Source organism: Litorivivens lipolytica (assembly GCF_014191715.1).
In the GTDB taxonomy this organism is placed as follows: domain Bacteria; phylum Pseudomonadota; class Gammaproteobacteria; order Pseudomonadales; family Spongiibacteraceae; genus Litorivivens; species Litorivivens lipolytica.
Genome location: NZ_JACHWY010000001.1, coordinates 848,527 through 870,412, shown reverse-complemented (window position 1 = coordinate 870,412; position 21,886 = coordinate 848,527). Strand labels below are relative to the sequence as shown.

The window sequence follows — 21,886 nt, the reverse complement described above, 5'->3', positions numbered from 1 at the left end:
CCGTGACCGATAAACGACCCGTAAACCTCGATATTGGGACGATAGCGCTGCCAATCACCGCTATAGCTTCCATCCTGCACCGTGCGAGTGGTGCTTTCATATTCTTCGCCGTTGCCATTCTCTTTGCTCTGTTGGGTCAGAGTCTGAGTGGGCCTGAAGGCTTTGCCGCTGCGCAGGAGTGTCTGAACTCCTTTATTGGCAAGCTTTTGGTCTGGGGTACTCTGGCGGGTATCAGTTATCACTCTGTAGCAGGTATCAAGCACCTGATTATGGACGCCGGTATCGGTGAAACGATGGAGGGTGGTATCCGTGGCGCCCAGATCGTTTTTGTCGTCTCTGCGGTTCTGATCGTTATTGCGGGGTTGTGGGTATGGTAAAGGCAGTGACAAGTTTCGGCCGTAGCGGCCTGTCCGACTGGCTCGTGCAGCGTGTCAGCGGCGTTATCATGCTGGCTTTTGCGCTGGTGATGGTTTGCAAGCTGGGTTTCGGCGGCGAACTGACCTACGAAAGCTGGAAGGCATTTTTCGACGGTATCTGTATGCAGGTACTGACCACAGCAACCCTGTTGTCCCTGGTAGCACACGGCTGGATCGGTATGTGGGCCATCTCCACAGACTACTTCACCGAGCGCCTGATGGGCACCAAAGGCACCGTAATTCGTCTGGCCTTTCAGGCGGTATGCGCGGTCGTGCTGTTTACCTACCTCATCTGGGGTTTGCGGATTCTGTGGAGCTGATCAATGAGTAAGATTCGTACAATTTCTTTCGACGGCGTTATCGTCGGTGGCGGCGGCGCCGGTATGCGCGCGGCCCTGCAGCTGGCCCAGTCCGGTTACAAGACTGCGGTAATCTCTAAGGTTTTCCCGACCCGTTCGCACACGGTGTCTGCTCAGGGTGGTATCACCTGCGCCATCGCCAGTGCTGATCCCAATGACCAGTGGCAGTGGCACATGTATGACACTGTTAAAGGTTCTGATTACATCGGTGACCAGGACGCGATCGAGTATATGTGTTCTGTGGGCCCCGAAGCGGTATTTGAGCTGGACCACATGGGCCTGCCGTTCTCCCGTACCGAAGAAGGCCGGATTTACCAGCGTCCGTTCGGTGGTCAGTCCAAGGAATACGGTGAGGGTGGTCAGGCTGCCCGTACCTGCGCGGCGGCTGACCGTACTGGTCACGCGCTGCTGCACACCCTGTATCAGGGTAACCTTAAGAACAACACGGTCTTCTTTAATGAGTGGTACGCCACCGATATCGTCAAGAACCAGGACGGTGCGGTTGTCGGTGTTATCGCTATCTGTATTGAAACCGGCGAAGTGGTTTACGTTAAATCGAAAGCCACGGTATTCGCCACCGGTGGTGCAGGCCGCATCTACGCCTCTACGACCAACGCTCACATCAATACCGGTGACGGTATCGGTATGGCCCTGCGTGCCGGCTTCCCGGTGCAGGACATCGAAATGTGGCAGTTCCACCCGACCGGTATTGCCGGCGCGGGCGTTCTGGTAACAGAAGGCTGCCGCGGTGAGGGTGGTTATCTGGTCAACAAAGACGGCGAGCGTTTCATGGAGCGCTACGCGCCCAACGCCAAAGATCTGGCGGGCCGTGATGTTGTTGCCCGCTCTATGGTTCTTGAAATCCTCGACGGCCGCGGCTGTGGCCCCGAAGGCGACCACGTTTATCTGAAGCTTGATCACCTGGGTGAAGAAGTTCTGGAAAGCCGTCTGCCCGGTATCTGCGAGCTGAGCCGCACCTTTGCTCACGCCGATCCGGTCAAAGAGCCGATTCCGGTTGTACCGACCTGTCACTACATGATGGGTGGTATCCCGACCAACATCCACGGTCAGGCCCTGACTCTGGACGAGAACGGCAATGACAAAGTTATCCCGGGTCTGTATGCCTGTGGTGAGGTTGCCTGTGTGTCTGTTCACGGCGCCAACCGTCTGGGCGGCAACTCGCTGCTCGATCTGGTGGTCTTTGGCCGCGCCTCTGGCCTCTACATCGAGAAGGCTCTGCGCGAAGGCATCGAAATGCGCGACGCTACAGAGACCGATATCGATGCAGCCGCTTCTCGCATTCACGCCCTGGATAACACCACTGGCGGCGAAAGTGTGGCAGCCCTGCGCAAGGAACTGCAAAACACCATGCAGAACCACTTCGGCGTATTCCGCAACGAGAAATTCATGCAGGAAGGCATCAAGAAACTGGCCGAGCTGCGTGAGCGTATCGATAACGCCCACCTCGAAGACAAGAGCATGGCCTTCAACACCGCTCGCATCGAGGCGTTGGAGCTGCACAACCTGTTTGAAGTGGCCGAAGCCACGGCGATTGCCGCTGAAGAGCGCAAGGAAAGCCGCGGTGCCCACGCCCGTGAAGATTACACCGAGCGTGACGATGAAAACTGGCTGTGCCACTCCATGTACTTCCCCGGTGACAAACGTGTGGGCAAACGCGCAGTAAACTTTGCGCCGAAAACCCGCGATGCGTTTGAGCCGAAAACACGTACTTATTAAGTCGGGGAGATCAAAGAATGTTGCAAGTAAGTCTGTACCGCTACAACCCTGAGACTGATCAGGAGCCGTACATGCAGGACGTTGAGGTCGATACCGGCGGTAAAGACCTGATGGTTCTGGATGTGCTGGAGCTGTTGAAAGCACAGGATCCAAGCCTGGGTTACCGCCGCTCCTGCCGCGAAGGTGTGTGTGGCTCTGACGGCATGAACATCAACGGCAAGAACGGTCTGGCCTGTATCATGCCTTTGTCCGAGGCGCTGAAGGGTGGCAACAAGCTGATCCTGCGTCCGCTGCCCGGTCTGCCGGTTATCCGTGACCTCGTCGTTGATATGTCACTGTTCTACAAGCAGTACGAGAAGGTTAAACCTTACCTGATCAATGACACGCCGGCGCCCGCTATCGAGCGTCTGCAATCGCCGGAAGATCGCGCCAAGCTGGATGGTCTGTACGAGTGTATTCTCTGTGCCTGCTGTTCAACCTCGTGCCCCTCGTTCTGGTGGAATCCGGACCGCTTTATCGGCCCGGCCGGTCTGTTGCAGGCCTACCGCTTCCTGGCGGACAGTCGTGACACGGCCCAGCGTGAGCGTCTGGCCAACTTGGATGATCCATTCAGCGTATTCCGCTGTCACGGTATCCAGAACTGTGTGAATGTGTGCCCCAAAGGTCTTAACCCGACCCGAGCCATTGGCCACATCCGCAACATGCTGCTGACTAACGCAACCTGAGTTGGCAGTTAAGTAAGTCAGGTATTTTATTGTAATACTTGAAATTCCGGCTCAAGGTGTCATTGTGGGTCTTGGGCCGGAACGCCTGTCTTGACTGGTTTCAGTCGAGCAAGCGCAGTACGTCTACAATAGAAAGAGGAACCGAATAACCCCAGCGGTTATCTGTATGATGCAGTCGGTTCTCGTGATAGCCCGTTCCGCATTTCGGGGGAGAGCGGTGGGTGTTGCGCGAAGCGGTTCAAAGCGGATGCCGCATTTGAAGCAGGTGAAAATCCATGCAGAAAGGCTCGATGGAATTGCTCTGGAGCAGTTCCCATATCTCGGGTGGCAATGCCGAGTACGTCGAAATGATGTACGAAACATTCCTCACAGACCCCAATGCCGTACCAGAGGTATGGCGAAGCTATTTTGAACAACTCCCGCGCGTTACCGAACAGGTCGTTCGTGACATTCCTCATTCTCCGGTACGCGAGCATTTCGCTAATCTGGCCAAGGTCAAGGTTCGCCCCTCAGCCGCCGCTGCCAGTCCCGTCTCTGACCACGAGCGCAAGCAGGTTCGCGTTATCCAGCTGGTTAGTGCCTATCGCCAGCGCGGCCACCAGAAGGCCAGCCTCGATCCGCTGAATCTCTGGAAGCGGCCACCGGTTGCCGATTTGGATCTGCACTACCACCAGCTAAGCGATGCCGACCGCGATACCGTTTTTCAGACCGGTAGCCTCTATATCGGCAAGGATCAGGCCACGCTGGGCGAGATCCACGATGCGCTGGAGCGCACCTACTGCGGCACCGTTGGCGCGGAGTTCATGCATATTGTGAACACCGAAGAGCGCCAGTGGATCCAGCAGCGTATGGAGAGTGTACGTTCGCGGCCGGAATACGGATCAGACGTGAAGCGTCATTTGCTGGAGCGTTTGACCGCTGCTGAAGGCCTGGAAAAATCACTGGGCTCGAAATATCCGGGTACCAAGCGTTTCGGTCTGGAAGGGGGCGAGAGCCTGATTCCGATGATGGACGCGATGATCCAGCGCGGTGGTGCCTACGGTAACAAGGAAATCGTGATCGGCATGGCTCACCGGGGCCGGCTGAACGTACTGGTGAACATCCTCGGTAAGAACCCGGGAGAGCTGTTCGACGAGTTCGAGGGCAAGGCCCAGTATCAGGGCTCTGCCGATGTTAAATACCATCAGGGCTTTTCATCCAATGTGATGACCAGTGGTGGTGAGGTGCATCTGGCGCTGGCCTTCAACCCGTCTCACCTTGAGATCGTTTCACCGGTGGTTGAGGGCTCGGTTCGCGCTCGCCAGGATCGCCGCGATGACCCGATTGGCGACAGTGTTATGCCGATCGTTATGCACGGTGATGCGGCCTTTGCCGGTCAGGGCGTGGTGATGGAAACCTTCCAGATGTCACAGACCCGCGGCTATCGCACCGGCGGCACTGTGCACATCGTTATCAATAACCAGGTTGGCTTTACCACCAGCTTCCAGGCTGATGCGCGCTCGACCGAATACTGTACCGACGTTGCGAAGATGGTGCAGGCGCCGATCTTCCACGTGAACGGCGATGATCCGGAAGCGGTATTGTTCGTAAGCCAGCTGGCGGTGGATTACCGGCAGGAATTCAAGAAAGACGTGGTAATTGACCTGATCTGTTACCGCCGTCGTGGCCACAACGAAGCGGATGAGCCCTCGGGCACCCAGCCGCTGATGTACGCCCAGATCAAGAACCAGAAGACGACTCGCGAGCTTTACGCCAAGGCGCTGATTGAGCAGGGTATTGTCGACAAGGAAGAAGCCGACAATATCGAGACCGAATACCGCGCTGCGCTGGACGAAGGCAAGCACGTAGTGAAAAGTCTGGTGATGGAGCCCAACAGCGGCATGTTCGTCGACTGGCGGCCTTTTATCGGTCACGACTGGCAAGCACCGGGCGATACGACGTACGACGAGAAGCGTCTGCGCGAACTGGCCAGCACCATCAACACGATTCCCGAAGGTTTTTCGCTGCAGCGTCAGGTCAGCAAGATCTACGAAGACCGCCGCAAGATGGCCGCCGGCGCGATGCCCATCAACTGGGGTTTTGCAGAAACGCTGGCCTACGCGACCCTGCTGGATCAGGACTACAGCGTACGTATTACGGGACAGGATGTCGGTCGCGGCACCTTCTCGCATCGCCACGCGGTTCTGCACAGTCAGAAGGATGGTCACACCTACACGCCGCTGAAGAATCTGTCGGAAGATCAGCCACGCTTCACCATTCACGATTCCTTGCTGTCGGAAGAAGCGGTATTGGCGTTTGAATACGGCTATGCCACGACGACGCCCAGAACGCTGGTGATCTGGGAAGCCCAGTTTGGTGACTTTGCCAACGGCGCTCAGGTGGTAATAGACCAGTTTATCAGCAGCGGTGAATACAAGTGGCAGCGCCTGTGTGGCCTGACCATGTTGCTGCCACACGGCTATGAAGGGCAGGGGCCTGAGCACTCCTCAGCGCGTCTGGAGCGCTTTATGCAGCTCTGTGCTGAGCACAATATGCAGGTCTGCGTACCGTCGACCCCGGCTCAGGTTTACCACATGCTGCGTCGGCAGATGATTCGTCCGATGCGTCGCCCGCTGATCGTTATGTCACCGAAGAGTTTGCTGCGTCACAAGGATGCCGTATCCACCATGGAAGAGCTTGCCAACGGCAGCTTCCAGACGGTGATTGACGAAGTCGATAATCTCGACAAGAGCAAGGTGAAGCGGCTGGTGCTTTGCAGCGGCAAGGTTTATTACGAGCTGCTGGAAAAACGCCGCGAACACGAGAAGAACGACATTGCCATTGTGCGCCTGGAGCAGCTCTATCCCTTCCCCTACGATCGCCTGAAAGAAGTGATCGCGGGCTACCCCAACCTGAAGAAGGTGGTGTGGTGTCAGGAAGAGCCGCGCAACCAGGGCGCCTGGTATAACAGTCGTCACCGTATGTTGCGGGTAGTGCACAGCTTCCGTCCGGAGAAGAATCTGCTGCTTGGTTATGTCGGCCGCGATCCTTCGGCATCACCGGCGGCGGGCTATGCTGCACTGCATATGGAACAGCAGACTCGCTTCATTCACGAAGCCCTGCGCATTGAAACCAATTAACAGAAAACCACACTGACAAACCGGTATTGGTATTAAGGAATTCTGATGACAACCGAAATCAAGGCACCCACTTTTCCCGAGTCAGTGGCCGATGGCACCATCGCAACCTGGCACAAACAGCCCGGCGAGGCTTGCTCGCGCGACGAGCTGATTGTCGATATTGAGACCGACAAGGTTGTGCTGGAAGTGGTCGCTCCTGCTGACGGCGTGCTCGAAGAAATTGTGAAGGGCGAGGGCGAAACGGTCCTCAGCGACGAGCTGATCGGTCGCTTCAAGGAAGGTGCTAAAGCCAGCAGTGCTCCTGCTGCAAAATCTGACTCCAAGGATGATGGCGCGGCGGCACCCGCGGCAGCCGAGGATCTGAAAATCAGCCCGGCGGCCCGCAAAATGATTGAAGAGAACGGCCTGGAAGCCGGCAATATCAGCGGCACCGGCAAAGGTGGTCTGATCACCAAAGAAGACGTCGTGGCCCACATGGCGCAGCCCAAGGCAAGTGACAAGGCGGCAGCGCCGGCCAAGGCCAGCGCATCTCAGGCTCCGGAGAAAGCCTCGCTGGAAAATCTGGTCGTGGGTGAGCGCGTTGAGAAACGCGTTCCAATGACCCGTCTGCGTGCCCGTATTGCCGAGCGTCTGCTGGATGCCAGTCAAAGCACGGCGATGTTGACCACCTTTAACGAGGTCAACATGAAGCCGGTTATGGAACTGCGCAGCCAGTACAAGGAGCTGTTTGAGAAAACCCACAACGGTACCCGCTTGGGTTTCATGGGCTTTTTCGTCAAGGCAGCCTGTGAGGCACTGAAGCGCTTCCCGGCGGTGAATGCGTCTATCGACGGCAATGACATTGTCTACCACGGCTATCAGGACATCGGCGTAGCGGTTTCGACCGACAAGGGTCTGGTAGTACCCGTACTGCGTGATGCGGATTCTCTGGGGCTGGCCAATGTGGAAGACAAGATCCGCGACTTCGGTCTGCGCGCCCGCGACGGCAAGCTGGGTATTGACGATATTCAGGGTGGCACCTTTACCATCACCAACGGCGGTGTGTTTGGTTCACTGCTGTCAACGCCGATCCTGAATCCGCCGCAAACAGCGATTCTGGGCATGCATAAAATTCAGGAGCGTCCGATGGCAGTCAATGGCCAGGTGGAAATCCTGCCGATGATGTATCTGGCGCTGTCCTACGATCACCGCCTGATCGATGGCAAGGAAGCGGTGCAGTTCCTCGTCACCATCAAAGACCTGATCGAAGACCCGGCACGTATTCTGCTGGAAGTCTGATTCTCTGCCGGTCAGTGGTGTGGGCGCTTAGCCGAAATGGCTGCGCCCGATGACCATTCTCTCGGAACACAGTTTTTATAAAGGTTGATCTTATGTCGAAATTCGATGTTGTAGTCATTGGCTCCGGCCCCGCTGGCTATGTCGCTGCCATCCGTGCTGCCCAAATGGGCCTGAAAACCGCTTGTATTGAAAAAGGGAAGGGCAAGAACGGTAAGCCCGCCCACGGCGGTACCTGCCTGAACGTAGGTTGCATTCCCTCCAAGGCGCTGTTGGACTCTTCTCACAAATACGTTGAGGCTGCCCACGATTTTGCAGCGCACGGTATTACCGCCAAAGATCTGAAAATTGACGTGCCTGCGATGATCAAGCGCAAGGATCAGGTGGTGACTCAGCTGACCGGTGGTATTGGTGGTCTGTTCAAAGCCAATGGTGTTACGCCGATCGAAGGCGCAGGCAAGCTGCTGGCCGGTAAAAAAGTCGAGGTGACCAAGGAAGACGGTTCTACCGAAACCCTTGAAGCGGAAAACGTCATTATTGCTGCGGGCTCACTGCCTGTTGAAATTCCGCCGGCTCCGGTTGATCAGGATGTGATTGTAGATTCCACCGGTGCGCTGGAGTTCCAGTCCGTGCCGAAGCGTCTGGGTGTTATCGGTGCCGGTGTTATCGGTCTCGAGCTGGGCAGTGTCTGGGCGCGTCTGGGCAGTGAAGTGGTAGTGCTGGAAGCGCTGCCGGATTTCCTGCCGGCGGTTGATCAGCAGATCGCCAAGGAAGCGGCCAAGATCTACAAAAAACAGGGCCTCGATATTCGTCTTGGCTGCCGCGTAATGGATAGCAAAGTGGCCAAGAAAAAGGTCACGGTTAAGTACAACGACGGTGACAAAGAGCAGGAAGAAGTTTTCGACAAGCTGATTGTAGCGGTAGGTCGTCGCCCCCAGAGCCAGAACCTGCTGTCTCAGGACTGTGGTGTCAATCTGGATGAGCGCGGCTTTATCTTCGTTAACGATTACTGCGAAACCGATGCGCCGGGCGTTTACGCGGTCGGTGATATCGTGCGCGGCCCGATGCTGGCCCACAAAGGCTCGGAAGAGGGTGTGATGGTTGCCGAGCGCATCGCCGGCAAGAAAACCGCCATGAACTACGACGTGATCCCGAGCGTGATCTATACCCATCCGGAAGTGGCCTGGGTCGGCAAGACCGAAGAACAACTGAAAGCCGACGGTGTGCCCTACAACGTGGGTGTGTTCCCGTTTGTGGCCAGCGGTCGGGCACTGGCCGCCAACGACGCCAGCGGCATGGTCAAAATGATCGCCCACGCGGAAACCGATCGTATCCTCGGCTGCCACATTATTGGCGCCAGCGCCGCGGATCTGGTGCAGCAGGTTGTGATCGCAATGGAGTTTGGCTCCAGCGCTGAAGACATCGGTCTGACGGTGTTTGGTCACCCGACCCTGTCGGAGGCGGTCCACGAAGCCGCGCTGGCCGTGGCTGGACACGCCATCCACATTCCTAACCGGAAGAAACGATAGACTTTTTTGCCCGGGTATGCAGCCCGGGCAAAGAAAGGGGGAGAGGGGTTTGGGCTGGTTGATTATTGATCAGCAGCTTGGGCTTTAATTTGCGGTAACCGCTAAATTCAGGGAAAATACGCGCCCAAATTTTGCGGTTTTCGCAATATTTTCGAGGGAGCAGGTCACACACTGACAGGATGAGATCTGCTTGAAGTTCCACAGACCGAGACGGTAAAAAAACATGAACCTTCACGAGTACCAGGGCAAACAACTCTTTGCCGAGTACGGCCTGCCTGTATCCAAGGGTTTTGCCTGCGATACACCAGAAGAAGCAGTAGAAGCCGCCAAGAAAATTGGTGGAGATCAGTGGGTAGTAAAAGCACAGGTACACGCCGGTGGCCGCGGTAAAGCTGGTGGTGTGAAACTGGTCAGCAATACTGACGACATCAAAGCATTTGCCGAACAGTGGCTGGGCAAAAACCTGGTGACCTATCAAACAGACGAAAACGGTCAGCCGGTTTCCAAAATTCTGGTTGAATCCTGCACCGACATCGATCAGGAACTCTACTTGGGTGCGGTAGTAGACCGCTCCACGCGCAAGATCGTTTTCATGGCCTCTACCGAGGGCGGCGTTGAAATCGAGAAAGTCGCGGAAGAGACTCCCGAGAAAATCCTGAAAGCCATCATTGATCCGCTGACAGGCGCTCAGCCTTACCAAGGTCGCGAGCTGGCCTTCAAACTGGGCCTGAACGGCACTCAGGTGAAGCAGTTCGTTAATATCTTCCTGGGACTGGCTAAACTGTTCCAAGAAAAAGACCTGGCTCTGCTGGAAATCAACCCTCTGGTTATCACCAGCGAAGGCAACCTGCACTGCCTGGATGCCAAGCTGAACATCGATAGCAACGCCATGTACCGTCAGCCTCAGCTGAAGGAAATGCATGATCCTTCACAGGAAGACGAGCGCGAAGCGCATGCGGCGGCGTGGGAACTGAACTACGTAGCTCTGGATGGCAACATCGGCTGTATGGTTAACGGTGCTGGCCTGGCCATGGGCACTATGGATATCGTCAAGCTGCACGGCGGTGCTCCGGCCAACTTCCTTGACGTAGGTGGCGGTGCGACCAAAGAGCGCGTTTCCGAGGCCTTCAAGATCATCCTCTCCGACGAAAGTGTTAAAGCCGTTCTGGTTAACATCTTCGGCGGTATTGTTCGCTGTGACCTGATTGCCGAAGGTATTATCGGCGCGGTAGAAAAAGTTGGCGTTAAAGTGCCCGTTGTTGTTCGCCTGGAAGGTAACAACGCTGATCTGGGTGCCAAACTGCTGGCGGAATCCGGTCTGAACATCATTGCTGCAAACGGCTTGACCGAAGCTGCTGATGCAGTTGTTAAAGCAGCGGCGGAGGGTTAATCAATGAGTATCCTTATCAATAAAGACACTAAAGTCATCTGTCAGGGCTTCACCGGTTCTCAGGGTACTTTCCACTCTGAGCAGGCGATTGCCTACGGCACTAAAATGGTCGGCGGTGTAACCCCGGGCAAAGGCGGTCAGGAGCATCTGGGCCTGCCCGTTTTCAACACCGTTGCCGACGCCGTTGAAGCGACTGGCGCGGAAGCCTCTGTCATCTACGTTCCGGCTCCCTTCTGTAAGGATTCCATCCTGGAAGCGGCCAACGCTGGCATCAAACTGATCGTCTGCATCACCGAAGGTATTCCGACGTTGGATATGCTGGAGTGCAAGGTCAAGTGTGACGAACTGGGCGTGCGCCTGATCGGCCCCAACTGCCCCGGCGTTATCACTCCCGGCGAGTGCAAGATCGGCATCATGCCCGGTCACATCCACCTGCCTGGCAAAGTGGGCATCGTTTCCCGCTCCGGTACGCTGACCTATGAAGCGGTTAAACAAACCACTGACTACGGCTTCGGCCAGTCCACCTGTGTGGGCATCGGTGGTGACCCGATTCCGGGCTCCAACTTTATCGACATTCTGGAAATGTTCGAGAAAGATGAGAAGACCGAAGCTATCGTGATGATCGGTGAGATTGGTGGGACTGCGGAAGAAGAAGCGGCTGCCTACATCAAAGCCAACGTCACCAAGCCGGTGGTTTCTTACATCGCGGGTGTGACTGCACCTCCGGGCAAGCGCATGGGTCACGCCGGTGCGATCATCTCCGGTGGTAAAGGTACGGCGGACGAGAAATTCGCTGCCCTGCAAGACGCGGGCGTTAAAACCGTGCGTTCACTGGCCGATATCGGCAAGGCACTGCAGGAAGCAACTGGCTGGTAAGCTGGCAGGTTGTTGGAGAAAGGCGGCTTAGGCCGCCTTTTTTATTGTCTGCCGTTTTCGATGGCAGGGCGCTATGAGTTTGCTGCGGAAAAATGCTCCTCAATCTGCTTGGCGAGTGTGATATCACGCATCGAAATCCCGCCAAGGTCATGAGTTGTCAGTTTGATATCGACGCGGTTGTAGACGTTGGACCATTCTGGATGGTGATCCATCTTCTCTGCCAGAATCGCCACCTGACTCATAAAGCCAAAGGCGCTGACAAAATCCTTGAAGGTCAGTTGTCGATAGAGTTTGTCTTCCCGCACTGTCCAATCTGGCAACTCTGCCATCACATCTTTCAATTGAGATTCGCTGAATCGCGTGGTCATACAGATTTTTCCTCCAGGAAAACGCCACATTCCATATGTGTTGTATAAGGAAATTGATCAAAAAATGCCAGTGAGCGAATGTGATGATTTTGGCATAAATACTCTAAATCCCTGAGTAGGGTTTCCGGGTTGCAGGAGATATACAGGATACGCTTGAACTGCCCGACAAAGGTGCGACTGAAATCGTCCAGCCCGGCGCGGGGGGGATCAACAAACACCGTATTGAGCTGGTAATCCGCAAGATCGAGGTGTGCCAGGCGCCGGAAAGGGCGAACCCCTTGGAGGGCCTGTGAAATTTCCTCCGCCGAGAGACGGGCGAACTCAATATTGCTTATATCGTTAAGCGTGCAGTTTTCCTTGGCGGCCTGGGTAGAGGTTTTCGAAACCTCTGTGGCCAGCACCTTGTTGAAATAACGCGACAGGGGCAGGGTGAAGTTACCGCAACCACAATATAGTTCAAGCAGGTCGTCAGAGAGTTTTGGAAGCTGCTTACAGGCCCAGCTGATCATCTGCTCGTTTACCCCGGCATTTGGCTGGGTAAAACTGTTTTCGTAGTGGCGAAACGTGAATGCCTGACCATCGGCGTTCAGTGTTTCGGTGATATAGGGCTGCGCCAGCACCAATCGCTGCTTACGGCTGCGGCCGACAATACCAATGGAAAACTGCTCCATCAGTGCGCGGGCTTCACGCTCCCAGTCTTCATCTAATGGTCGGTGATAGATCAGGCTGACCAATACTTCGCCGCTGAGGCCGGATAGAAATTCGATCTGAAAAAGCCGGCGCTTCAACGTGTCTGATTGGGCAATGGCGCGACGCAAGGGCTGCATCAACTCGGCAATCGGTTTGCAGGCCACGGGAAACTCGTCAATCACCACAGCTTTGCGATCGCCATCCTTGCGGAACATGACGTACTGGGGTTCGTCATCGATATGCTGAATCCGAAATTCGGCGCGCATACGGTAGTGGGTTTCGCTGGACGAAAACACTTCGGCAGTGGCTGCACCAAGTTCGGCGAAGGCGGGCTTCAAGCGGTCGACTTTCTGTTGCAACTGAGCGCGGTACTCCGCCGGTTTGAAATTACTTAGGGGCATGAGGTTCTCGTAAAGTAGCCACTCAGTGGTGGCGGTTTTGCCAGAGCTCGCTGGCTAGTGCGTGGGCGTCATCGGCGTTTTGAGCTTTGCCCATCAGTCTGAGTGCAATGGCCAGGGTGCCGGTAACCGCAAGCTCGCCGTATTCATCGGCAGTTTTGCTTTCCCAAAATGCGCGCAGATGCGCGATGGGCAATTCTTCCAGTTTTTCCTGCTTGCCGGAAAGCAGACGTGGCCACTCTTCAATTGAGGCTTCGCCGTTTTCAATCAGGTGCAGTTTCAAGTCAGCTTCCGGGCGACGCTCAACTTCGCCCGCTTCACCTTTAAACACCACCGCATGTTTCTGGCCGAGTAATTGGGCAGCGCGTTGATGGCTGTCGGCATAGGCCGGATGAAAAATACTCTGAAGGGAGTAGGGCGCGGCGGTTGGATTGATCAGCCTCGTTAAGGTGTGAACCGGTGAGCGCAAGCCAAATACGTTGCGCAGATCGATAATCTCCTGCAGCGGGGCGCAGAAAGCTCTCAGAGGCACAAAGGCAAAGTTTTTTTGGTCGAGGGCGGTTTGCGCGGCTTGCCAATTCTCACAGGCTGAGTGGCCAAGTTCAGCTAGTACCTCTTCGGAATAAATGCGGCCTTCTGTATGCCCGGCGGCACCGTGCATCACCACGCGATGGCCCGCCTTGGCCAGTGTTAGCGCGGCCAGCAAATACCAGGGGTGCTGGCGGCGTTTGCCGGCATAGCTGGCCCAATCAACATCTACGGTGATGTTCGGCTTGTCGATAAAGTCGCGAACGGCTGAAACAAAGCCCGCCAGCTCTTCGGGGCTTTCCTCTTTAACTCGCAGCAGCATGAGAAATGCCCCGAGCTGAACCTGCTCCACTTCGTCGCGCAGAATCATGCCAAAGGCGGTGCGGGCTTCATCGAAATCGAGCGAGCGCGAACCGGTTTTGCCCTTGCCGAGAATGCGAACGTACTGTGCAAAAGGATGTTCAGACATAAATGCTCTGCTGCGGATAGGGTTAGGACGTTAAAGGCAGTTTTCCGGGCGTGGCAGTCCGGCAATTCTGCTCAGAAGCTTGGCCGGGCTGCCGGGAAACAGGCTGAGAAAATACAGGCTGTTACCCTTGTCGGCGCCCAGTTTGAGCTTGGCATATTTTATCAGAGGCCGCATGGCGGGGGAGTGGTCGAACTCTTTATAAAAGGCTTGAATCAATTCGATCAGCTCCCAGTGGGCCTCGCTGAGGCTGATACCTTCTTCGTCGGCGAGCTGCTCTGCAACCGTCGGGTTCCAGTCGGTCAAATCGAGCAGGTAGCCTTCTTCATCGGTCGCGAGAGCCATCAGAACCAGCTCAGATTGTGGCGATGCTGATCGCAGAGTTCGACGAGGCCGCTGTAATCAATAAGGGTAACGGCCGGGTCTGTTCGTCCCTGTAGGCCGCGTTCCTCAAGATCGGATTGCAGCGCATAGCAGGTGTGGGCACTGGGTTTTTCCATGGCGGCGTACACCCCATCGTGCATCAGTACAATGCTGTCTGCGGGGCCGGCGACTGCGAGGCAGTCTCGTAAGGCCGAGCTGGCGGTCGGGGATTGTTGAACGAGGTGGAGGATCGCGTCAGTCATCAGATGGTCAGCACCCGGTCATACTTCGCGCAAAGGGTTGGCAATTCGCCCGGCTGGCAAAGCTCTACAGGCAGGTTTAAATCTCCCGTCGTCAGATGGCGTTCAGACAGCGCCGCTTCATTCACCAGGATTGGTGCCACGTCGTATAGCGGTAATGAGCTGAGTACCGACTCCACATTCTTGCTGCCGGTATTGTCGGTGTTCTGCCCCTTTACTAACTGCAATACACCGTCATCGGTAAACAGCATGGCAACGTCTACGTCAAAGGCGCTGGCGGCGAGGGCGATATCAATCGCTTCACGGGCATAGCTGGTGCCGTAGGGGGCTTTGCGACAGATCATTAACAGCGATGCCATGCTCAGCCTCCGAAGGTCACGATGCGATCAGAGACCAGCATGGCTTCAACCCACTGTCCCAAACCGGAAAGGTCAAAGCCTTCGAGGGCATTTGCGCCCTGAAGCTTGTAGCGATCGGATTCCCGGGTGTTAACCACGCCCCGTCGCAGTGCGCTGGAGATGCATAGCACCATATCCACGTTGTGAGCCTGGCCGAAGGTCTGCCAGGCCTGTGGCAGGCTTTCCTGATCCTGAGGGGTGACGGTGTAGCCATTGCCGGTCGTTACCGCGTCATGAAAGAAGAACACGCGAAATAACTCATGGCCACTGGCAACCGCCGCTTCCGCAAAGCGTAAGGCCGAGCGGACCGCCGGTGTGGATTGAGGGGAGCCGAGAACGAGTAGGGAATATTTCATGCAAGTAAAAAGCCCCGGCGTGCCGGGGCTTTAATCAGGATTCTGCGATAAGAATCAATCGTCACCTGAGAAAGCCATAAGCAGGTGTAGCAGGCTCATAAACAGGTTGTAGATAGAGGCATACAGGGTAATGGTCGCCAGAATGTAGTTGCGCTCACCGCCGTTCACGATCTGTCCAGTCTGGAACAGAATTGCAGCGCTGGCGAACAGCATAAAGCCGGCAGACAGAGCCAGGCGCAGGGTCGGCATTTCAAATACCAGCGCAGCGACAACACCCAGCATCAGGATGATACCGCCAGCGACGATAAAGCCCGACAGGAAGGAGAAGTCCTTCTTGGTGGTGACCGCGTAAGCTGACAGGCCGAGGAAGATCGCGGCAGTGCCGCCTAGCGCTTGCATGACCAGTTCTGCACCGACGCTGCTTTGCATCAGGGCGCCCATCAGGGGGCCAATAGCGAAGCCGACAAATCCGGTAAAGCCGAAGACAGCCAGCAGCCCCCAGGCGCTGTTAGCCAGCATCTGAGTCAGAAAGGACAGGCCGATAAAGCCGCCCAGAAATACCCAGGGGTTAATCGGTGCCATACCGCGAGACAGGAAGGCGGTAAAGGCGCTGAAAGCGAGTGTCATCGCCAGCAGCAGGTAGGTGTTCTTCAGTACCTTGTTGGTCCCAACCGCTTCAATACCGGCGGGGCTATGAGCTTGGGCAACGGTTCTGTCTTGCATTGCAGTCTCCGAAATAGGTTTCAACTAAGCCAAATCATACTGCGCAGGACGCCAAAAGCAAGGTTAATTGGCATAACCCGAGCGATAGTTTAGACGCTTGATTTGCAAGGAAGTTCTAGCGAGAAAAAGGGGGGAAACCAGGAGAAGAATGGCGGAGGGGCAGGGATTTGAACCCTGGGTGGGCGTTAACCCACGCCGGTTTTCAAGACCGGTGCATTCAACCACTCTGCCACCCCTCCGCGGCAGTCGGCAATTATACAGAGCTCGTTTTTACAAACAAGCATAAGAACAGACGATTCAGTGACTTTTGGAGCATAAAGTAGAGTTTGGCTTAGACAATTGCGTAGCGAGTCCTTTCATGGAACGAAAAACGATCAACTCAAAGGACGGGGTAAAGCTTTCCTGTCTGGTGTCAGACGAATCCGGCGGCGAAGGGCCTATGATGATTTTCTGTCATGGCTTTCCCGGTCTGGCCTATAGCTGGCGTCATCAGCTGCGGTATTTTTCCAAGCGGGGTTATCTTGCTGTGGCTCTGGATATGCGCGGTTACGGTGACAGCGATGCGCCACAGGCGATTGCCGATTATTCGCTGGATCATATTCGCGGGGATCTTCTTGCGGTGCTCTCGCATTTCGGAAAATCCTCAGCGGTTTTTGTCGGTCAGGATTTTGGGGCGCCGGTGGTGTGGAATATGGCCTTGCACGAGCCCGACTGTGTTGATGGCTTGGTTGTGCTTAGTGTGCCTTACGATTTTGATTACTACGGGCGGCGCGGAGATCTGTCGGCGAATGTGTTGCCCTCTGTGCAGTTTGCCAAGGTAGCCGAATCGCACTTTTTGCACGGCCACTATTTTCAGGAACCGGGTCTCGCGGAATCCGAGTTGGATGACAATAGCAGTACGTTTTTGCGGCGGCTTTACTGGGCCTTGAGCGCCAAGGGTGATCTGCTGTCGAGTTTTGGCTCGGGCAAGGATGGTCAAGGTTATATCGAGATCTTGCCGCCCGTGAATGAAATGCTGCCGTGGCCCTGGTTGAGTCAGGCGGAATTTGCGGTTTATGCGGAGGCTTTTTCGCGAACCGGGTTTCGAGGTGGACTGAACTGGTATCGAGTGTCTGATATCAATTGGCAGTTGAATGCGCGTTATCTCGGCCAAAATGTTGCTGTGCCGGTGTGTTTTCTTGCCGGTGAGCAGGATCCGGTGATTGCAATGAGCGCACCGGACTGTTGGTCGGTTATGAAGGATCGAGTGCCGGACCTTCGGGTGTGTGAGTTGCTGCCTGAGGCGGGACATTGGGTGCAGCAGGAGCAGCCGCTTTTGGTCAATGAGAAGATATTGACGTTTTTGGCGGGGCTTTGATTAGGGTGGGACGATATAGAGCTTCGTAGTCCGGGCCGCGTCGGGCGCAGGCCGCGAATCGGGCATCTCACGGCCGAAAACGCCAGCGCTGCGGAACTCGCGCGGTGCGCTCAGACAGTCCTCGCGACAACCCTGACGTTTTCGGCCGTGAGACTGCATGCCCTGACTGATTCGCGGCCTGCGCCCGGCGCGGCCCTAGACTGGGTGCGGAATTTTGGTTCATAAAATAAAAAAGGCCAGCTCCTTTATTAGCTGGCCTTTTCTTTTTGCTTTTAACGATTTCTTGGATCGTTGCTGGCTCGGGGTGGAATTACGCGATCGGGGTCGGGTGAAGCCACTAGGCTGCGATCCAGCTCGGCGGGCAAGGGTGAGGTGGTGGCGATATCGACACTGGTCACCGGCTTGGGGTTTTCCCGTGGATCGTTGGCGGCGCGGCCGCGAGCGCTCGGCGGAACAACCGGTTTGCTGCTTGGTGCAGGTTCACTGGCTGTTTCGCTAACGGTCGGTTTGGCTTTTGCCGCTGGAGCAGGTTGTTCCTGCTGAGCGGGTTTGGGAGCCTCTGCAGCGGGAGCCGCTTCGCTGGCAGCCGGTTTTGCTTCTGCAGTCTCAGCTGGTGCTTCAGCTTTAGCGGTTTCTGCTTCGCTTGCTGCGGGTGCTTCTGTGACTGCGGGCTTCTCGACTTGCTCAGCCTTGCTCTCGGCAGGCTTGCTTTCAGAAGACGTGTTTTCTGAAGCAGCTTGTTCTTGCTTGGCCTCAGTTTTTGCTTCTGCTGTTGTTTCAACAGCAGGCGCAGCCGCTTTAGGCTCTACCGCTTCTTTTGCAGGGGCTTCGGCAGTTGTGTTGTCAGCTTTGGGCTGTTCAACTTCGGCAACTGCATCTGCGGGCAGGGCGATCGCTTCTTCGCGCTTGCGCTCGCCTTTTTGACGTGGCTTGCGGTTGCTCGGGCGGCGCTGCGGACGATTTTCGTCGCGAGAGTTGTTTTCGCCCGCGTTGTCATTGCGGTTGTTAGCCTTGGATGCGTTGTCGTCGTTCTGACGATTCTCCGCATTGTTGTCGCGATTGCCGCCACGGCGATTATCAGAACGACCTTCGTTTTCCTGATCACGGCTGCGATTGCGGTTCTGGTTGTCACCACCGTCACGACGGTTGCGATTACGGTTGCGATTACGGTTGCGGTTACGCTGTTGTGGCTTGCTGGATTCCTGCTCGGGTTCCGGCTCAGGCTGGGCTTTAGCGACCGGGGCAGAGCGAACGTCGATCTCTTCGGCCTGGAAGAAGGTGCTCAGGCTGGAAACGATTTTCTTGAACAGTCCGGAGCTGCTTTCCTGCGGAGCTGCGGACGGCGCTGGCGCAGCGGCAGCAGGCTGCTGAGCAGCAGGAGCTTCGGTGCGCTGGGGCGCCGGAGCGCGAGGTGACAAACCGGAAACAGCAGCTTGTTGGATCGGTGGCAGCTCTTCGTCCTTGGCTTCCTGTTCTTCCTGAGCGTTTTCCAGTTCGCTGGTGATTTTGTAGCTCACCAATTCTTCTTCACCTACATCGCTTTCGCGCAGGCGCTGAACTTCAAAGTGGGGCGTTTCCAGATTGATTGACGGAATCACCACTACGCGAACGTCGGAGCGCTTTTCGATATCGTGAATCGGCTGGCGCTTTTCGTTCAACAGGTAAGAGGCGACGGTGACCGGCACGATGGCGCGGACTTCTGCGCTTTTCTCTTTGTTGGCCTCTTCTTCCAGCAGGCGCAGGATGGAGAGGGCCAGAGATTTGGTGTCGCGAATGGTGCCGTGACCTTCACAGCGCGGGCAGACCTTGGCGCTGGTTTCGCCCAGTGAGGGGCGCAGGCGCTGACGGGACATTTCCAGCAGACCAAAGCGGGAGATGCGACCCAGCTGAACACGGGCGCGATCCGGCTCAAGCGCATCGCGCATGCGATTTTCTACTTCGCGCTGGTTACGCGGCGCCATCATGTCGATAAAGTCGATGACGATCAGGCCGCCGATATCGCGCAGGCGTAGCTGACGGGCGATCTCGTCGGCGGCTTCCAGGTTGGTTTGCAGTGCGGTTTCTTCAATATCACCGCCTTTGGTGGCACGGGCGGAGTTGATATCGATAGACACCAGCGCTTCGGTCGGGTCAATCACGATGGAACCGCCGGAAGGCAGGCTGACTTCGCGCTGGAAGGCCGACTCGATCTGGCTTTCAATCTGGTAGCGGTTGAACAGGGGAACCGGGTCTTTGTAGAGGCGGATCTTGTTCTTGTACTGGGGCATCACCTGCTCGACGAAGGTTTTGGCTTCTTCGAAGGAGGTTTCGTTGTCGATCAAAACTTGATCAATATCGTCGCGCAGGTAATCGCGAATCGCGCGGATAATGACGTTGCTTTCCTGCAGGATCAGCAGGGGGGCTTTGTTTTCTTCCGAGGCCTTGGTCACCGCGCTCCACAGGTGGAGGAGGTAGTCCAGGTCCCACTGCAGCTCTTCTGAGGAGCGGCCGATACCGGCGGTGCGCACAATGACGCCCATACCGTCAGGAATATTGATGTTGCTCAGGGCTTCGCGCAGTTGGGTGCGCTCTTCACCTTCAATGCGACGGGAAATCCCACCAGCGCGGGGGTTGTTCGGCATCAGCACCATGTAGCGGCCGGCGAGGCTGATAAAGGTAGTCAGTGCCGCACCTTTGTTGCCGCGTTCTTCCTTTTCTACCTGAACGATAACCTGGGTGCCTTCCTTGACCACATCCTTGATTTTGACGCGGCCATCCACCTCGGAGGGTGAGCGGTAGAAGTATTCTTTGGAAATTTCTTTCAGGGGGAGAAAGCCGTGGCGCTCGGCGCCGAAGTCGACAAAGGCGGCTTCAAGGCTGGGCTCTACGCGGGTAATGGTGCCCTTGTAGATGTTGGCTTTTTTCTGGATGCGGGTGCGGTTTTCGATGTCGAGGTCGTACAGCCGTTGACCGTCGACGAGGGCGACACGCAACTCTTCGGGCTGCGTGGCATTAATGAGCATTCTTTTCATTTGGTAAATCCTTGATTATGAAGGACTTACCGCAGTGTTACTCGAGCTGAGAACAGCTTACAGTGGCGTCAAACCCGCGTTATAACGCAGTGTTTCAGGCCCTTTCCCGGAGGCGGATCGCGCTTCTACGGCTTGGGACGAACTGAAATGGCTTGGCGAAAACTCCCTGATTACTGTTTGAAAGGCTTGATTGCTAAGATCGGCGAGAGCGGTTTTCTTCACTTCAATTTTCATTTCTACAGACTGGTCGGCTGCTCGAACGATCGCTTAACTTATCGGCGATGCCTTTGGCACCGCTTGCTCAATTCTCATATCTCTCGTGGTAACGATGCGGTAAAATCCACTCGCATGGTTAACATGGGTGCCAGCGACGATTTATTCGCGCGTGCACGGGCTTGTTCTCTACAGTTTTGCGGGTTCGGACACATCCTACGGGACGCTGTCGACAAACCTGCGGAGCCCCTGATCTCTTTGCCTCTTTTGTAAAAAGGTGCGCAGCCTGTGGGTTGTCGCGAGAGACCAAGCGGCTACTGGCGCGAATATAGCAGTTAAGTTCTGTTCGATCAATCAGTTAGATGGGAAGTGTGGCTTGGGTATGGAATCCGGGCGGCCTCAGGCTGTTCAATTAGTTACCGTGGACGAGGGTGCGGATGGTCAGCGCATCGACAATTACTTGCTCAAGGTATTGAAAGGTGTCCCGAAATCGCGCATTTACCGGATTCTCCGCAAGGGCGAGGTGAGGGTCAACAAGTCCCGGGTCAAACCGGAGTACAAGCTGGAGGTGGGGGATGTAGTGCGGATTCCGCCGGTTCGGGTCAGTGATCCTGGCGAAAAAGCTAGCGCCTTTGTTTCCGATTCGCTGGCCGATACCCTGCAGAAGGCCATTCTCTTCGAAGATGATCGTCTCCTTATTATCGATAAGCCTTCAGGTCTGGCAGTGCACGGCGGCAGCGGTGTCAGCCTGGGATTGATCGAAGCTCTGCGTAAAATGCGCCCGGAGGCGAAGTTTCTTGAATTGGTTCACCGCCTCGACCGGGATACCTCCGGTTGCGTTATGCTGGCCAAAAAGCGTAGCACGCTCAAAACCTTGCACGGGCTTCTTCGAGGAGACGGTGTCGACAAGCGCTATCTCGCCTTGGTGGAGGGGCGTTGGTCCCACCGCAAGGAGCAGGTCAAGCTGCCACTGGAAAAGAACGTGTTGCGCTCCGGTGAGCGAATGGTAAAAACCACCCCAGAGGGCAAATATGCCCTGACGCGATATCAGGTGGTGCAGCGATTTGCCGGCGCCACCCTGGTTGAGGCCAAGCCAGTTACGGGTCGAACCCATCAGATACGGGTTCACTGTCAGGCGGCGGGCCATCCCATTATTGGCGATGACAAGTACGGCAAGGATGAGGTTAATCAGCGTTTTCGCGAGCGGGGCGTCCAGCGATTGTTCCTGCACGCCCATTCCCTGCGATTTGAGCTGGAGGGGGAGTGGATTGAAGTGCGCGCGCCGCTTAGTAAAGACCTCCAGTCTTTTGTCGAGAGTGAGTCATAAGT

The 21,886-nt window shown here is 56.0% G+C and carries 20 protein-coding genes and 1 tRNA gene; 11 read left to right on the top strand and 10 right to left on the bottom strand.

All coding sequences use genetic code 11. The features are described from left to right. The first annotated feature begins 2 nt into the window (after nucleotides 1-2). The 9 genes from sdhC to sucD all read left to right on the top strand — a co-directional run bounded on the left by sdhC (nucleotide 3) and on the right by sucD (nucleotide 11,426). Nucleotides 3-377, top strand: a complete 375-nt coding sequence (gene sdhC, locus FHR99_RS04050; RefSeq protein WP_183409257.1) for a succinate dehydrogenase, cytochrome b556 subunit — start codon at nucleotides 3-5, stop codon at nucleotides 375-377. Between the two features lie 5 nt (nucleotides 378-382). Continuing rightward, nucleotides 383-736, top strand: a complete 354-nt coding sequence (gene sdhD, locus FHR99_RS04045) for a succinate dehydrogenase, hydrophobic membrane anchor protein (RefSeq protein WP_343067374.1) — start codon at nucleotides 383-385, stop codon at nucleotides 734-736. A 3-nt stretch (nucleotides 737-739) separates the two neighbouring features. Continuing rightward, nucleotides 740-2,512: a succinate dehydrogenase flavoprotein subunit gene (gene sdhA / locus FHR99_RS04040; protein ID WP_183409255.1), complete on the top strand. Its 1,773-nt coding sequence runs from the start codon at nucleotides 740-742 to the stop codon at nucleotides 2,510-2,512. Between the two features lie 17 nt (nucleotides 2,513-2,529). Beyond that, nucleotides 2,530-3,237 (top strand): succinate dehydrogenase iron-sulfur subunit, encoded by a 708-nt coding sequence (locus FHR99_RS04035; protein WP_183409254.1) that lies wholly within the window; start codon nucleotides 2,530-2,532, stop codon nucleotides 3,235-3,237. 275 nt (nucleotides 3,238-3,512) lie between these two features. Next, nucleotides 3,513-6,356, top strand: coding sequence for a 2-oxoglutarate dehydrogenase E1 component (locus FHR99_RS04030; RefSeq protein WP_183409253.1), 2,844 nt, complete (start codon nucleotides 3,513-3,515; stop codon nucleotides 6,354-6,356). A gap of 45 nt (nucleotides 6,357-6,401) precedes the next feature. Then, nucleotides 6,402-7,634, top strand: a complete 1,233-nt coding sequence (gene odhB / locus FHR99_RS04025) for a 2-oxoglutarate dehydrogenase complex dihydrolipoyllysine-residue succinyltransferase (RefSeq protein WP_183409252.1) — start codon at nucleotides 6,402-6,404, stop codon at nucleotides 7,632-7,634. A 92-nt stretch (nucleotides 7,635-7,726) separates the two neighbouring features. Then, the gene (lpdA, locus tag FHR99_RS04020; protein WP_183409251.1) at nucleotides 7,727-9,160 is read left to right on the top strand and encodes a dihydrolipoyl dehydrogenase; all 1,434 of its coding nucleotides are present in this window, start codon (nucleotides 7,727-7,729) and stop codon (nucleotides 9,158-9,160) included. Between the two features lie 223 nt (nucleotides 9,161-9,383). After that, a complete protein-coding gene (sucC, locus tag FHR99_RS04015; protein ID WP_183409250.1) occupies nucleotides 9,384-10,550 on the top strand; it encodes an ADP-forming succinate--CoA ligase subunit beta in 1,167 nt (388 codons plus the stop codon). A gap of 3 nt (nucleotides 10,551-10,553) precedes the next feature. After that, entirely contained in the window at nucleotides 10,554-11,426 is an 873-nt protein-coding gene (gene sucD, locus FHR99_RS04010) for a succinate--CoA ligase subunit alpha (protein WP_183409249.1), read from the top strand. A 71-nt stretch (nucleotides 11,427-11,497) separates the two neighbouring features. On the opposite strand, the gene FHR99_RS04005 is transcribed toward sucD, so the two are convergent. The 9 genes from FHR99_RS04005 to FHR99_RS03965 form a co-directional block, all read right to left on the bottom strand. Then, the gene (locus tag FHR99_RS04005; RefSeq protein WP_183409248.1) at nucleotides 11,498-11,794 is read right to left on the bottom strand and encodes a 4a-hydroxytetrahydrobiopterin dehydratase; all 297 of its coding nucleotides are present in this window, start codon (nucleotides 11,792-11,794) and stop codon (nucleotides 11,498-11,500) included. Continuing rightward, nucleotides 11,791-12,885: a tRNA (uridine(54)-C5)-methyltransferase TrmA gene (gene trmA, locus FHR99_RS04000; RefSeq protein ID WP_183409247.1), complete on the bottom strand. Its 1,095-nt coding sequence runs from the start codon at nucleotides 12,883-12,885 to the stop codon at nucleotides 11,791-11,793. The genes FHR99_RS04005 and trmA overlap by 4 nt, the downstream gene beginning before the upstream one ends. Before the next feature lie 22 nt (nucleotides 12,886-12,907). After that, a complete protein-coding gene (locus tag FHR99_RS03995; RefSeq protein ID WP_183409246.1) occupies nucleotides 12,908-13,879 on the bottom strand; it encodes a glycosyl transferase family protein in 972 nt (323 codons plus the stop codon). Between the two features lie 30 nt (nucleotides 13,880-13,909). Continuing rightward, nucleotides 13,910-14,221, bottom strand: a complete 312-nt coding sequence (locus tag FHR99_RS03990) for a TusE/DsrC/DsvC family sulfur relay protein (RefSeq protein WP_183409245.1) — start codon at nucleotides 14,219-14,221, stop codon at nucleotides 13,910-13,912. Beyond that, nucleotides 14,221-14,502 carry a sulfurtransferase complex subunit TusB gene (tusB, locus tag FHR99_RS03985; RefSeq protein ID WP_183409244.1) on the bottom strand — a complete coding sequence of 94 codons (282 nt, stop codon included), beginning with the start codon at nucleotides 14,500-14,502 and terminating at the stop codon, nucleotides 14,221-14,223. Before tusB ends, FHR99_RS03990 begins: the two co-directional genes overlap by 1 nt. Then, the gene (gene tusC, locus FHR99_RS03980; RefSeq protein WP_183409243.1) at nucleotides 14,502-14,858 is read right to left on the bottom strand and encodes a sulfurtransferase complex subunit TusC; all 357 of its coding nucleotides are present in this window, start codon (nucleotides 14,856-14,858) and stop codon (nucleotides 14,502-14,504) included. The genes tusB and tusC overlap by 1 nt, the downstream gene beginning before the upstream one ends. 2 nt (nucleotides 14,859-14,860) lie before the next feature. After that, the gene (gene tusD / locus FHR99_RS03975) at nucleotides 14,861-15,253 is read right to left on the bottom strand and encodes a sulfurtransferase complex subunit TusD (RefSeq protein ID WP_183409242.1); all 393 of its coding nucleotides are present in this window, start codon (nucleotides 15,251-15,253) and stop codon (nucleotides 14,861-14,863) included. Between the two features lie 54 nt (nucleotides 15,254-15,307). Next, nucleotides 15,308-15,976 (bottom strand): Bax inhibitor-1/YccA family protein, encoded by a 669-nt coding sequence (locus tag FHR99_RS03970; RefSeq protein WP_183409241.1) that lies wholly within the window; start codon nucleotides 15,974-15,976, stop codon nucleotides 15,308-15,310. Between the two features lie 149 nt (nucleotides 15,977-16,125). Further along, nucleotides 16,126-16,215 (bottom strand) — tRNA-Ser (locus FHR99_RS03965). A 119-nt stretch (nucleotides 16,216-16,334) separates the two neighbouring features. Between FHR99_RS03965 and FHR99_RS03960 the strand changes: the two genes are divergently transcribed. After that, nucleotides 16,335-17,333, top strand: coding sequence for an alpha/beta fold hydrolase (locus FHR99_RS03960; RefSeq protein WP_183409240.1), 999 nt, complete (start codon nucleotides 16,335-16,337; stop codon nucleotides 17,331-17,333). A gap of 272 nt (nucleotides 17,334-17,605) precedes the next feature. Here the strand turns inward: FHR99_RS03960 and rne are convergent, their stop codons facing one another. Beyond that, the gene (gene rne / locus FHR99_RS03955) at nucleotides 17,606-20,344 is read right to left on the bottom strand and encodes a ribonuclease E (RefSeq protein WP_183409239.1); all 2,739 of its coding nucleotides are present in this window, start codon (nucleotides 20,342-20,344) and stop codon (nucleotides 17,606-17,608) included. Nucleotides 20,345-20,939: 595 nt separating this feature from the next. Between rne and rluC the strand changes: the two genes are divergently transcribed. Beyond that, nucleotides 20,940-21,884: a 23S rRNA pseudouridine(955/2504/2580) synthase RluC gene (gene rluC / locus FHR99_RS03950; protein ID WP_183410128.1), complete on the top strand. Its 945-nt coding sequence runs from the start codon at nucleotides 20,940-20,942 to the stop codon at nucleotides 21,882-21,884. Nucleotides 21,885-21,886: the final 2 nt, after the last annotated feature.

What these genes read in the sequence shown, in the direction of transcription:
- sdhA (WP_183409255.1), top strand. Translation starts at nt 740, where the DNA reads ATGAGTAAGATTCGTACAATTTCTTTCGACGGCGTTATCGTCGGTGGC.
- FHR99_RS04035 (WP_183409254.1), top strand. Translation starts at nt 2,530, where the DNA reads ATGTTGCAAGTAAGTCTGTACCGCTACAACCCTGAGACTGATCAGGAG.
- FHR99_RS04030 (WP_183409253.1), top strand. Translation starts at nt 3,513, where the DNA reads ATGCAGAAAGGCTCGATGGAATTGCTCTGGAGCAGTTCCCATATCTCG.
- odhB (WP_183409252.1), top strand. Translation starts at nt 6,402, where the DNA reads ATGACAACCGAAATCAAGGCACCCACTTTTCCCGAGTCAGTGGCCGAT.
- lpdA (WP_183409251.1), top strand. Translation starts at nt 7,727, where the DNA reads ATGTCGAAATTCGATGTTGTAGTCATTGGCTCCGGCCCCGCTGGCTAT.
- sucC (WP_183409250.1), top strand. Translation starts at nt 9,384, where the DNA reads ATGAACCTTCACGAGTACCAGGGCAAACAACTCTTTGCCGAGTACGGC.
- sucD (WP_183409249.1), top strand. Translation starts at nt 10,554, where the DNA reads ATGAGTATCCTTATCAATAAAGACACTAAAGTCATCTGTCAGGGCTTC.
- FHR99_RS04005 (WP_183409248.1), bottom strand. Translation starts at nt 11,794, where the DNA reads ATGACCACGCGATTCAGCGAATCTCAATTGAAAGATGTGATGGCAGAG.
- trmA (WP_183409247.1), bottom strand. Translation starts at nt 12,885, where the DNA reads ATGCCCCTAAGTAATTTCAAACCGGCGGAGTACCGCGCTCAGTTGCAA.
- FHR99_RS03995 (WP_183409246.1), bottom strand. Translation starts at nt 13,879, where the DNA reads ATGTCTGAACATCCTTTTGCACAGTACGTTCGCATTCTCGGCAAGGGC.
- FHR99_RS03990 (WP_183409245.1), bottom strand. Translation starts at nt 14,221, where the DNA reads ATGGCTCTCGCGACCGATGAAGAAGGCTACCTGCTCGATTTGACCGAC.
- tusB (WP_183409244.1), bottom strand. Translation starts at nt 14,502, where the DNA reads ATGACTGACGCGATCCTCCACCTCGTTCAACAATCCCCGACCGCCAGC.
- tusC (WP_183409243.1), bottom strand. Translation starts at nt 14,858, where the DNA reads ATGGCATCGCTGTTAATGATCTGTCGCAAAGCCCCCTACGGCACCAGC.
- tusD (WP_183409242.1), bottom strand. Translation starts at nt 15,253, where the DNA reads ATGAAATATTCCCTACTCGTTCTCGGCTCCCCTCAATCCACACCGGCG.
- FHR99_RS03970 (WP_183409241.1), bottom strand. Translation starts at nt 15,976, where the DNA reads ATGCAAGACAGAACCGTTGCCCAAGCTCATAGCCCCGCCGGTATTGAA.
- FHR99_RS03960 (WP_183409240.1), top strand. Translation starts at nt 16,335, where the DNA reads ATGGAACGAAAAACGATCAACTCAAAGGACGGGGTAAAGCTTTCCTGT.
- rne (WP_183409239.1), bottom strand. Translation starts at nt 20,344, where the DNA reads ATGAAAAGAATGCTCATTAATGCCACGCAGCCCGAAGAGTTGCGTGTC.
- rluC (WP_183410128.1), top strand. Translation starts at nt 20,940, where the DNA reads ATGGAATCCGGGCGGCCTCAGGCTGTTCAATTAGTTACCGTGGACGAG.